This is a genomic window from Pseudomonas sp. LB3P14, from assembly GCF_054898045.1.
On record NZ_CM142714.1, the window covers coordinates 1,675,322 to 1,686,639 of the forward strand.

The 11,318-nt window shown below is 56.0% G+C and carries 11 protein-coding genes; 3 read left to right on the forward strand and 8 right to left on the reverse strand.

Annotated elements, in window-relative coordinates; all coding sequences use genetic code 11:
* The first annotated feature begins 311 nt into the window (after positions 1-311).
* A complete protein-coding gene (locus ACYZT5_RS07775; protein ID WP_095942149.1) occupies positions 312-1,079 on the forward strand; it encodes an SDR family NAD(P)-dependent oxidoreductase in 768 nt (255 codons plus the stop codon).
* A gap of 12 nt (positions 1,080-1,091) precedes the next feature.
* Complete coding sequence (locus ACYZT5_RS07780) at positions 1,092-1,847, forward strand: SDR family NAD(P)-dependent oxidoreductase (protein ID WP_462050568.1); 756 nt, start codon at positions 1,092-1,094, stop codon at positions 1,845-1,847.
* Between the two features lie 75 nt (positions 1,848-1,922).
* Here ACYZT5_RS07780 and ACYZT5_RS07785 read toward each other — a convergent pair whose 3' ends face one another.
* Positions 1,923-2,705, reverse strand: coding sequence for an SDR family NAD(P)-dependent oxidoreductase (locus ACYZT5_RS07785; protein WP_462050569.1), 783 nt, complete (start codon positions 2,703-2,705; stop codon positions 1,923-1,925).
* A 445-nt stretch (positions 2,706-3,150) separates the two neighbouring features.
* Between ACYZT5_RS07785 and fdhA the strand changes: the two genes are divergently transcribed.
* Positions 3,151-4,350 carry a formaldehyde dehydrogenase, glutathione-independent gene (gene fdhA / locus ACYZT5_RS07790; RefSeq protein WP_462050570.1) on the forward strand — a complete coding sequence of 400 codons (1,200 nt, stop codon included), beginning with the start codon at positions 3,151-3,153 and terminating at the stop codon, positions 4,348-4,350.
* Positions 4,351-4,453: 103 nt separating this feature from the next.
* On the opposite strand, the gene ACYZT5_RS07795 is transcribed toward fdhA, so the two are convergent.
* From ACYZT5_RS07795 to ACYZT5_RS07825, 7 genes are all read right to left on the reverse strand, one after another.
* On the reverse strand, positions 4,454-5,383 hold the full coding sequence (locus tag ACYZT5_RS07795; protein WP_462050571.1) for a DMT family transporter: 930 nt from the start codon (positions 5,381-5,383) through the stop codon (positions 4,454-4,456).
* A 36-nt stretch (positions 5,384-5,419) separates the two neighbouring features.
* Complete coding sequence (locus tag ACYZT5_RS07800) at positions 5,420-6,433, reverse strand: GlxA family transcriptional regulator (RefSeq protein WP_462052211.1); 1,014 nt, start codon at positions 6,431-6,433, stop codon at positions 5,420-5,422.
* Positions 6,434-6,535: 102 nt separating this feature from the next.
* Positions 6,536-7,534 (reverse strand): 4-hydroxyproline epimerase, encoded by a 999-nt coding sequence (locus ACYZT5_RS07805; protein WP_462050572.1) that lies wholly within the window; start codon positions 7,532-7,534, stop codon positions 6,536-6,538.
* A gap of 12 nt (positions 7,535-7,546) precedes the next feature.
* Positions 7,547-8,395: an ABC transporter permease gene (locus ACYZT5_RS07810; RefSeq protein WP_056741631.1), complete on the reverse strand. Its 849-nt coding sequence runs from the start codon at positions 8,393-8,395 to the stop codon at positions 7,547-7,549.
* The gene (locus tag ACYZT5_RS07815) at positions 8,392-9,240 is read right to left on the reverse strand and encodes an ABC transporter permease (RefSeq protein WP_462050573.1); all 849 of its coding nucleotides are present in this window, start codon (positions 9,238-9,240) and stop codon (positions 8,392-8,394) included. The genes ACYZT5_RS07810 and ACYZT5_RS07815 overlap by 4 nt, the downstream gene beginning before the upstream one ends.
* Positions 9,237-10,355 carry a quaternary amine ABC transporter ATP-binding protein gene (locus ACYZT5_RS07820; protein WP_462050574.1) on the reverse strand — a complete coding sequence of 373 codons (1,119 nt, stop codon included), beginning with the start codon at positions 10,353-10,355 and terminating at the stop codon, positions 9,237-9,239. The genes ACYZT5_RS07815 and ACYZT5_RS07820 overlap by 4 nt, the downstream gene beginning before the upstream one ends.
* A gap of 74 nt (positions 10,356-10,429) precedes the next feature.
* Positions 10,430-11,281: a glycine betaine ABC transporter substrate-binding protein gene (locus ACYZT5_RS07825; RefSeq protein ID WP_462050575.1), complete on the reverse strand. Its 852-nt coding sequence runs from the start codon at positions 11,279-11,281 to the stop codon at positions 10,430-10,432.
* Positions 11,282-11,318 lie beyond the last annotated feature (37 nt).

Here is an 11,318-nt window from a genome sequence, read left to right on the forward strand (position 1 = left end):
AACCTTAGCAGCTGATACCCCCTGACCATAACAATATTTTAGATAGATAAACGATGACTTCACGTTATGAACGGCCGACGTGTCGCGGTCTCGCGCGCTATCACCATGATCAATGTTCCCGCAGAGAATGGGCTGGCAGCGAAGCTAAATTTCACCCCGTGCCAACGGGTATTAGCGCGATTCCAAAACCTCGATTCAGAAATTTTGGATAACGTCAGGTTATCTTTGGCCTGGTAAAAAAGTTGCTAGACGCTGCGATCCTTTGAAATTAAATAATGGCTGCGCCAAAAAACTACCAGGCAGGTTGCCCTATGAAATTCAATAATAAAGTGGTGGTCATTACCGGCGCTGCCGGCGGTGTCGGACAGGCGTTAGCATTATTGTTCGCCCGAGAAGGCGCAAAGCTTGTTTTGTCTGATCTTGATGAAGCCGGTTGCAAATCAATTTCCGCAAAAGTCCGTGATCTGGGCGCCGAAGTGCACTACGTGGCGGGCGATTTACGCCGAAAAGAATATTGCGAAGCGATTGTCCAAACTGCCGTCGATGTTTTTTCGGGGATCGACATCGTATTGAACAATGCGGGCATCATTCCTCGCGGCACGATTGAGGAAACCACTGACGACATGTGGTTCGACGCCATGGGCGTAAACCTGAATGCGGTGTTCTTCATCTGCCGTGCCGCGATACCGCACATGAAAAATCGCCCGGGCGCCGCAATCGTCAACACATCATCTGTCTGGGGCATTTATCCCGGCCCCGCCCACGTGGCGTATTGCACAAGCAAAGGGGCCGTCGCGGCGTTAACCAAGAATCTGGGCCGCGATTGCGCCCCTTTGGGTATCCGCGTCAACGCCGTGTGCCCGCACGAAATCAATACCCCGATGATACGCAGCGGCTTTGAGCGTCGTGGCCTGGATCCGGATAAGGCCGTGCAAGAACTGAACAAGAGCGTGCCATTAGGCCGTATCGCCGAGCCTGAAGACATTGCGGATGTCATCGCATTTCTGGCGTCCGACGAGGCCAGGTACATCGCCGGTGAAACGGTAGAAGTCACAGGCGCCAAGCCGGTATCCGGCTAAGGAGAGGTAGCGATGCTCAACGGTAAAAATGTAGTGGTGACCGGGGGCGGCAGAGGGATTGGCCGAGGCATCACCGAACAATTGCTTGAGGCGGGAGCTTCTGTGTTGATCGCTCAGCGTCAGGCTCTGGACGCCGACTTGCAAAATCACCCTCAAGTCTATTTCGTCGAGGCTGATCTCGCCTCGATGGAGTCACCCAATTTGATTGCCCAGTTCGCCCAGGAGCAGCTTGGCGGAATCGATGTCTTGGTTAACAACGCCGGGTTCATGTTCGAGAAATCCATTGATGATATGACCGAGCAGGACTGGGATCGCATGATGGCAGTCAATCTGCGGGCGCCAGCGTTCTTGTGCAAGGCGTTGGTGCCACAGATGCGTCTGCGAGGCGGTGGCAGCATTATCAATATCGGGTCGATCGAAGGGATAGGCGCCAACCCTGAACATGCCGCGTACTGTGCCTCCAAGGCGGGCATCCATGGGCTGACCCGAGCCTTGGCAATCGATCTCGGCCGGGACGGCATCCGCTGCAATGCCATTGCTCCAGGGTGGATCAATTCCGAGTTGAGTGATGCGTACCTCGCCGCTCAAGCTGATCCGCGTGCGGCGCGCCAGGCACTCCTGCGCCTTCACCCGGTCGGGCGTACCGGATTGCCGGCGGATGTTGGCGGGACAGTCGTTTTCCTAGCTTCGGAGTCATCGGCCTTTATCACCGGGCAGGTGCTGGTGGTGGATGGGGGGCGCACCGCGAAACTACCACTGCCGTTTTGATCGAATCAGCCTGAATTGCGACGGAGGGAGTCACTGACTCTCCTCTGCCGCAATTTTTTGCGGCGGGCAACGCATTCATTGCTTGGGGGCTTTGTTCTCTATCAGGCAATTGCCACCATCGATCACCAGCAACTCGCCAGTGATGTAACTGGACTCAGGTGAAGCCAGGAACGTAACGGCAGCAGCCACTTCTTCCGGGTGACCCGCCCTGCCAACCGGGACATACTTCGCTGCATTCTCTTCCTCTGGAGTGCTTGACCCTGTGGCGATCCAACCCGGCGCGACCGAATTCACAGTGATTCCATAGCCCGCGACCTCAAGGGCCAGGCTCATGTTCATACCGACCATTCCGGCTTTTGCCGCGGCATAAGCCGCCTCTCCCCGATTACCGGCTCGAGTGCCAGTCGTAGAGCTGACATTGACGATACGGCCGTAGCGTCTATTACGCATCCCCGGCAAAATTCCACGGGTCAACAGAAAGGCAGTAGTCAGATTTCGAGCAATGGAAAGGTTCCAGCTATCGACGCTCATGTCCGCCAGTTCGGCAAAAGGCTCCGGATGACCCTGGGCGGCCATGCCGGCATTATTTACAAGAATATCGATTCGCCCCCATACCGATTCGGCCCAAGTGGTAAGTTCAAGGACTTGATCCTCTTCACTCAAGTCCGCCGCACGCCCTTGCGCTTCAAACCCTGCAGTACGTAACTCCTCCACCCGATCATGGATGCGAGCGCTGCTGCCAGTGACGATCAACCGCACGCCCAGGTTGCCCAGGCGCTTCGCAATCGCAATACCAATTCCTCGCTCACTACCGGCTCCGCTGACAAGCGCTACCTGACCAGTCCAGTCCGCAATCATCGCGTTTACTCCTATCGTCCGGGGTTAGCCCCTGAATCCATGGAAATTGAGGGGAAAGAGATACTCAACACACAACTCACACCTGGCGCTGCAGGTGGATATCTGGGGGTACAGGCGCTGATCCTGGTGGTAAGTACTGCGTCCTCATAGAAGATCCAGACTGAATCATAGCCGCACTAGGTACGGAGCGATGCATACCTCCAGCAAGGCTAGCGGTTGAGAGTCCTGAAACAGGTGGTGATTGGGTGCTAAATGCTCTCGCCGGGTGCTGATACCAGGCGTAGGATCGATACGATGACTGCTAATCACGCGTCGTTGGAAGGTGACTTCCAGCCAATCTGCATTCACGCGCAAACGCAAGACATATACCGCCGCACTGTAAGGCCACGCGACCCTTCGCAGTACAAGGGCCGTGTTCTCACAACAACAAAAGCGAGGTGCAATCATGTCTGGTAATCGTGGTGTCGTGTATCTCGGCGCAGGCAAAGTCGAGGTGCAGACCATCCCCTATCCGAAAATGGAGGACCCGCGCGGCAAGCGCATTGACCATGGCGTGATTCTGCGCGTGGTTTCGACCAATATTTGCGGCTCCGACCAGCATATGGTGCGTGGTCGGACCACGGCCCAGGTCGGGCTGGTGCTTGGCCATGAAATTACTGGCGAGGTGATCGAGAAGGGCCGCGACGTGGAAAACGTGCAGATCGGTGACTTGGTCTCGGTGCCGTTCAACGTCGCCTGCGGCCGTTGTCGCAGTTGCAAGGAGCAGCACACCGGCGTCTGCCTGACGGTCAACCCGGCGCGCCCCGGCGGTGCCTATGGCTATGTGGACATGGGCGACTGGGTTGGCGGCCAGGCCGAATACGTGCTGGTGCCGTATGCCGACTTTAACCTGCTGAAGCTGCCCGACCGCGACAAGGCGATGGAGAAAATCCGCGACCTGACCTGCCTCTCCGATATCCTGCCGACCGGCTACCACGGCGCGGTGACCGCCGGTGTCGGCCCTGGCAGCACCGTGTATATCGCCGGCGCCGGTCCGGTCGGACTGGCTGCCGCTGCCTCCGCCCGTCTGCTTGGTGCGGCGGTAGTGATCGTCGGCGACGTCAATCCGCTGCGTCTGGCGCATGCCAAGGCCCAGGGCTTCGAGATCGCTGACCTGACCAAGGACACTCCACTGCACGAGCAAATCGCCGACCTGCTCGGTGAGCCGGAAGTCGATTGTGCGGTCGATGCGGTCGGCTTCGAAGCCCGTGGCCACGGCCATGACGGCGCGCAGCACGAGGCTCCGGCCGACGTACTCAACGCGCTGATGGGTGTGGTGCGGGTCGCCGGCAGTATCGGGATCCCCGGTCTGTATGTCACCGAAGACCCGGGCGCGGTCAATAAAGCCGCCAAGCATGGCAGCCTGAACATCCGTTTCGGCCTCGGCTGGGCCAAGTCCCACAGCTTCCACACCGGCCAGACCCCGACGATGAAGTACAACCGTCAGCTGATGCAGGCGATCATGTGGGACCGGATCAACATTGCAGAGGTCGTCGGCGTGCAGGTGATCAGCCTGGACGACGCGCCGCGCGGATACCACGAATTCGATGCCGGAGTGCCGAAGAAATTTGTCATGGATCCGCACAAGCTGTTTAGCGCGGCCTAAGGAGTAGGTTGGGAAAAGGGCAGCTTTGAGCTGCCCTTTTTTATGGCCGTGTCTCGTCCTGGAAAATAACTACAAATTGAGTACTTCATACACTCAGGCATGTTCACGCCTTTGCTTTAATCGCATACAGCCCCCCGATAATCACCAACGTGGCTCCGACAACCACCCAGGTATCAGGACGCTCGGCAAAAACGATTACACCAATCAAAGTGGCGAACACCAGAAGCGCATAATTGAAAGGCTGCAGGGAAGAAGCGGTCGCGTATTTCAGTGCTTGAATGAAGAGAATCTGAGCAACTACTCCCGTCAATGACAGGATCCCCATCAGGAGGCCCTGGGCCGGAGTCGGAGAAACCCAGGCGGGCAGCCCCGCAAATGTGACCGTCAGGGCACCCACACTTGCCATAAAGAGCATGTTCGTCGCAAAGGAATCGTGCTGGCTAATCCGGCGCGTCAGTACGTTGAACACCGCGAACGCCAAAGCCGCCAGCAGGGGGATCAGCGCCGCGAGTTCAAAAACACCCGCGCCTGGCCGGAGGATGATTAGTGTCCCGGTGAACCCTATGGCGGCGGCAATCCAGCGCCGCAGACCTATGAACTCCCCAAGCACGGCCCCCGCCAGTGCCAGTGCCATCAACGGAAATACGGCATAGAGCGCATGCATTTCGGCCAGGCCCAAATATCTTAGCCCCACTGCAAACAGTATGGTTTCACCCACGGCTAACAGCGCTCGAATGATTTGGAGCCAAGGGTGCTTACTGCGAAACGACGCCTTTCCCCTACCTTGGTAGGCGGCATATCCGAGAGCAAAAATGACAAACACCCAATAACGCACCATGACCAGTTGAGCAACCGGGAAGTCTTTGACAAGCACCTTGGTTATTCCGTCCTGGCTCGCAAAGATAAGCATTGAAAGCAGGCATAGGAAAATCCCGAGTTGGGGCCTTGCGACCCCAGGACTAGCGGCAACGGTGGGCGTAGTTAAGTGCGCAGTATTTTTCGTTCGGTCGCTCTTCAATCGCAACTCGGTCATACCCTCCTCCTTAAAATTTCAGCAATATCCGCTTTTTTATTTCACCAGCCGCGTTTCTCTCGAAGGCCGGTAACCAAAATACGAGCTGTAGCATTTGCTGAAATGGCTCGGCGAAACGAAGCCGCATGCGACCAGCACATCAACCTGAGACAGCTCTGTGTGCTGAAGCAACCGCCGTGCCTCGGTAATGCGTAATTCCAGGTAATACCGTTGCGGAGTGGTACCCAGTTGTTCTTTGAACAACCGCTCTATTTGTCGGCGGGAACGTCCGGCATAGACCGCCAGTTGGTCCATTTGCAACGGCTCTTCAAGGTTGGCGTCCATCAGCTTGACCACCTCTTTAAGGGGGGCGCTCAACGAGATGTTCTGTGTCGGTTTGATACGCCGATACCGCGACTCTTCGAAAGACAGAATGTCTTCGATGCCCTCGACAAGCGCCTTGCCGTGCAGCCCTTTGATCCACTCGAGGGCCATATGAAAAGCACCCGCAGGACTCGAAGCCGTGAGCCGGTCTCGATCCATGACAAATGCTTCACTGGTGACATGCGTGACTTTTGAAATTTCTGCGAGCGCGGGTCGGTGTTCGGGGTGAATCGCACAACGATACCCTTCCAGCAAACCTGACACGCCCAAAAACCACGCCCCATTCCACAGCCCGGCCAGTGTGATACCCAGTTCCGATGCCGTTTTGAGGATGCTGATCAGTTCATGATTGACTTTGAGTTCGGTGCGATAGCCGCCGCATATGACCAGCAAATTAAGGTCTTTGAGTGCTGCGAAGTCTAAACGCGCATCCGGTCGAATGACTAAGCCAAGGTCGCTGGTGACCTCTCCGTCCTGCAACCCGAAGGTCCGTGAAGAGAACAACGTCGGACGCAAGAGGTTAGCAGTGACAATCGTATCCAGAGCTTGCGTAAATGCAGGCAACGAAAAGTGCTCGAGCAGTAAAAATCCTGCCCGGGCATGAGCCGTCGGCTCACTCCGAGTCTCTTCCAGATAGCGCAGGTTTTTACCTTTCATACACCCGCTGAAATCTCGTCGTTCGATCACTTTACGCCTCGCTTCTTTACACTGACGAACGCAGCCATTGTGCAAACCACGGTTGAATCTGCGCATCCGAAGAATCAACCGTTGGCGCCGTGACCAAACTCTTTATGCGAGCTGGAAACCGTGGGCTAGAGGGTCTTTGTCATCAACGAAAATGGTGTTGTGACCTATCACTTCAGCCCAGCCGCTGACACTTGGATTCATGCCGTCAAAGGTTCCGACTTTTACCGACGCTTCAACTTTTCCTTCGTAGATCGTACCGATCAGACTTTCGAGTCGATAAACGTCGCCGACGTTCAGCCGACCCTTTCCGAAGAGCTGAGCCATTCGGGCCGAGGTACCGGTACCGCCGGGAGAACGATCAATAGCTTTATCACCGTAGAACACGGCGCAGCGGCCATGCACGGTTCTGCTCTGTGGTTTGTCACACCAGATGATGTGATGGACACCACTGATTCTGCTGTTCTCTGGATGCACTGGGTCACAAATGGCCGAGAGCGCTGCGCGCAGCTTCTGGCTCAATCCGACAATATCAGCCGTCGTCTGCCCCTCGAATCCAGTCCAGCATTCCTGTGGTTCGACCACCGCGTAGAAATTCCCGCCGTAGGCGATGTCCACCGTAAACGTACCAATACCCGGTACTTCCACCACCACATCTGCGCTGTGCAGGTAGCTTGATACGTTGAACAAGCGAATCGACTCAACAAATTCACCGCCCAGGGTGTATTCGACATCGACACGCCCCGCCGGTGTTTCAATGGCCAGTTTTCCCGGCTCACGAGGTGTCACCAAGCCCTCTTCAATGACCACGGTCGATAATCCGATGGTGCCCGCGCCACACATGGGCAGGCAGCCGCTGACTTCGATAAACAACGCACCGAAGTCGCAATCATCACGTACCGACGGATAGATGATGACGCCAGACATGATGTCGTGCCCCCGGGGCTCGAACATTAATGCGGTGCGCACCCAGTCGTGGTCACGCACGAAAATATCGCGCCGCTCCGCCATCGATACGGAGGGCATCAGCGGTGCTCCGCCCGCTACGACCCGAACCGGGTTGCCGCACGCGTGCGAATCAATGCAAAAAAAGCTGCGTCTCATACTGATGCCCTTTCAAAGGAGTTTGCTGGGGGAGTGACGCTGCAACGCACCCCGTGACAGTCGATCCAACAACAGCGCAATAGCGACAATGGCCAAACCTGCTCGCAACCCCAAGCCCATCTCCATCCTGGAGAGGCCACGGGTCACTTCAGCCCCCAGACCGCCTGCGCCCACCAGGCCGGCCAGCACCACCATCGCCAGCGACATGAGGATGCATTGGTTCAGGCCTACCAACAGCGTGGGTGCAGCAGTGGGCAGTTCAATTTTGAACAGAATGTCTTTAGGTGAAGCACCGGATGCCTGGCCCAACTCAAGGAGGTCTTTGGGCAGCTGCTTGAAGGCCAGGGTCGTCAATCTGAGCATCGGCGGGATGCCGTAAACAATCGTTGCGATGATCGCGGGCACCCGTCCCAAGCTGAACAGCATCACGGCGGGGATCAGGTAAACCCAGGGCGGCACGGTTTGCATGATGTTCAGAATCGGCAGCAACGCTTCATCCACACGCTTCACCCGGGCGGCCAGAACCCCCAGCGGGAAGGCGATGGCCACCGAGATCAGGACCGCCACACTGACGAGCGCGATCGTCTGGATGGACGCGATCCACAGGCCCGCGAACAAACAGAACGCCAACATCACCGCAGCGAAAACAGCGACCCGCTTATTGGCAAAAAAGAACGCCGCGACGACGACAATACCGATGAATAAGTACGGATGGGGAGCAAGCAGCGCTCCCTCCACTGCACCGAGTACCGCCTCAACGACCTGACTGATCCCTTTGAACAAGCCATGTAAATTCGTGTTCAGCCAATCCACGGCAGGCGCCAGGTAATCGCCTGGAGAAAATTGAATGTGCGTTGTCATTGAGATGCCCCCACCCGCGACTGTGCAGCGCTCTGCGCCAGACGATCCAGAATCATGGTCAGAATGACGATAGCGATGGCGGCGTTGATCGACTTGGCGATATCCAAAGTACGAACGGACCTGTAAATCGCCTCGCCCAAACCGCCCGAACCTACAATGCCGGCGATGACGACCATGCCGAAGGCCATCATCAGGCTTTGGTTAACGCCGGCCATGATGCTGGGCATGGCGAACGGTAAGCGGATCTTGAAAAACATCTGCATTCCAGTCACGCCGCTGGCATCTCCCAATTCGATGAACTCCTTGGGCGTCATGCGAATACCCAGGGAAGTCAGTCGTAGAGCTGGGGGAAGCGCGACGATAAAAGTCGCCAACAGCGCCGTGGCAGGGCCGTAGCCGAGCAGCGCAATGGCCGGTAGCAGGTAGATGTAGGGCGGCATCGTCTGGATCAAATCCAGACAAGGATCAACCACACGATCAAAGGCCGGCGCCAGACCCGCGACGACTCCCAGCGGAATGGCGACCGCCAGTGCCAACACAGTCGCAGTGAGCACCAGTGCAAGCGTACTGACTGTCTCTGGCCACAAACCGATGATGTCGCACAGCAACAATGCCAGACCTGAGAGAATCGCGAAGCGCACGCCGACCACACGCCAGCCAATCAACGCCAGGACAATCGCCACGACGTAATGCGCTGGATAAGCGATACACCACAACACGCCTTGGTAAAGGCCATTCAGCACTGCATTGACGGCATCGAACACGAACTCACCATTATCCGAAAGCCATTCCAGCCCTGTATCAATGGATGCATCAAACTGACTGGAAAAATCCGGCGTGCTCATGCTGACGCCTCCATCGCATTGGCAGTTGCCACGGGCGCCAATTCATTGGGAATACCTTGCACGCCCCGCAGCAGATCACGGGGGGTAATGATCCCCACCACTGTTCCGTTATCGATGACAGCAAGTGCGTCGCGCTTGGACTTCATCGTCAATCCGATAAGTTCATTGATATCGGCGTCAAGCGAGGTTTTGGTGAGCCTGGAGATGTCGCACGTCGGGTGTGCAGCCTTGTAGGCCTGGACCGACGTCATGACCGAGTGAGCCTTCACCAGATGCAGTCGGGAAATGCCGGCGACAAATTCAGCCACATATTCGTCAGCCGGGTTGAGCACGATCTCCTCGGCGGTGCCGACCTGAATGATGGCGCCATCCTTCATGATCGCAATGCGATCACCAATGCGGATGGCCTCGTCCAGGTCGTGTGTAATAAACACCGCGGACTTGCCCAGCTCCTTGGTCAGCTGGCGGAACTCATCCTGCAACTGTCGGCGAATCAGCGGATCAAGCGCGCTGAATGGCTCATCCATCAAAATCACTTCTGGATCGGCAGTCAGTGCACGCGCCAGCCCGACCCGTTGTTGCATGCCCCCGGACAGCTCGCTGGGATAACCCGAAGTCCACTCGCTCAATCCAACCTTCGCCAACGCCTGCTCTGCCACTTTGTAACGTTCAGCCTTGCCCACACCCTGCACTTCCAGGCCAAACGCGGTGTTCTCCAGAACCGTCCGGTTAGGCAGCAAGGCAACGCTTTGAAAGACCATACCGATGTGACGCGCCCTCACCTCTCGCAGCTGTGCCGGCGACAAGGATGAAACGTCTGTGCCTTTGACCAGTACCTTCCCCGAGCTAGGGGTTATCAGCTTGTTCAGCAACCTGATAAGGGTGGATTTGCCACTGCCGGACAAACCCATGATGCAAAAGATTTCCCCCCGGCGAACCTGGAGACTGACATCGGAAACCCCGACAACGCAGCCGTAGTTTTGCAGGATCTGGGTCTTTGAAAGACCCTGCTGGACAACCGCATCCATGGCTGCCGGTGCATTTTTACCGAAGATTTTCCAAACCGACTGGCAATCTACCAGCACTTCGTCAGTATTAATTGTGGCCATTGTCATTTCGCAATCCATCGAACCAGTTGTTTGCTGGTTTCTTTAATTAATCAAAGGGCGGCAGTGGCAAACAAACAAAACTAGTAGTTCTTGATATTTCCCCAACGATTTACAAGATCGGTATGACTATCAATCCAACCCTTGATAGCCTCGTCCATGGTCTTGCCATCCTTGACTTCAGCATTCATCGCGGTGATGTCCGTGATAGGCACATAAACGCTGGCCATTAGTTCACGCGCACGCGGATTGGCTTCAGCGAAGCCTTTGTGTCCGATCCAGTAATAACCCTGCAATGGCGGGAAGACCCCTTTTGGATCTTTCAGGAATTTGAGATCAAATTTCTTGGTCATCCACGATGGATCCCAGACGGTTACCGCCACCCATTCTTTGCGGTCGACTGCCGACTTTAAAGCTGCGGTCATGGCAGAAGTACTACCTTCGACCAGCTTGAGCTTGATGTCGTAAGCTTTGACAACGTTGTTCGCGTCACTCATCAAACCCGAACCAGGCTCGATGCCTATGATTCTGTTCCCCAGTTTGTCGGCGTTTGCATTCAGCTGTTCGATGGAGTCGATGTCCACGTAACTGGGTACTGCCATGCCCTGATAAAGACCAAAGGAGACCGGTGACAGCTTCTCGATTTTGTTTTTATTCTTTTTCCAGTAATCGGCTGCGGCGTAATCAGTCTGGGATGCCAACACTTGAATATCCCCTTTGCTGAGTGCAGCGTAGGCGATACCCCACTCGGAAAACTCCACCACTTTTACGGTATATCCGGCGTTCTCGAGGACCTTCTTGGTAATGCCGGTGATGGGCACCAAATCTTCCCAAGACATCGTCCCCATGACTATGTTTTTTTCTTCAGCGTGTACTTGCAAACTCATCATGCCCACAAGCGCGAGCGCGCAGAATGCCTTCCAGATATTTCGCATGGATTATTCCGTTCTTATTAGTGACTTGTTAAACGGC

Bases quoted from the DNA above. Each gene is read 5' to 3' on its own strand.
- ACYZT5_RS07795 (WP_462050571.1), bottom strand. From the start codon at position 5,383: ATGACCGAGTTGCGATTGAAGAGCGACCGAACGAAAAATACTGCGCAC.
- fdhA (WP_462050570.1), top strand. From the start codon at position 3,151: ATGTCTGGTAATCGTGGTGTCGTGTATCTCGGCGCAGGCAAAGTCGAG.
- ACYZT5_RS07775 (WP_095942149.1), top strand. From the start codon at position 312: ATGAAATTCAATAATAAAGTGGTGGTCATTACCGGCGCTGCCGGCGGT.
- ACYZT5_RS07820 (WP_462050574.1), bottom strand. From the start codon at position 10,355: ATGACAATGGCCACAATTAATACTGACGAAGTGCTGGTAGATTGCCAG.
- ACYZT5_RS07810 (WP_056741631.1), bottom strand. From the start codon at position 8,395: ATGACAACGCACATTCAATTTTCTCCAGGCGATTACCTGGCGCCTGCC.
- ACYZT5_RS07825 (WP_462050575.1), bottom strand. From the start codon at position 11,281: ATGCGAAATATCTGGAAGGCATTCTGCGCGCTCGCGCTTGTGGGCATG.
- ACYZT5_RS07805 (WP_462050572.1), bottom strand. From the start codon at position 7,534: ATGAGACGCAGCTTTTTTTGCATTGATTCGCACGCGTGCGGCAACCCG.
- ACYZT5_RS07815 (WP_462050573.1), bottom strand. From the start codon at position 9,240: ATGAGCACGCCGGATTTTTCCAGTCAGTTTGATGCATCCATTGATACA.
- ACYZT5_RS07785 (WP_462050569.1), bottom strand. From the start codon at position 2,705: ATGATTGCGGACTGGACTGGTCAGGTAGCGCTTGTCAGCGGAGCCGGT.
- ACYZT5_RS07780 (WP_462050568.1), top strand. From the start codon at position 1,092: ATGCTCAACGGTAAAAATGTAGTGGTGACCGGGGGCGGCAGAGGGATT.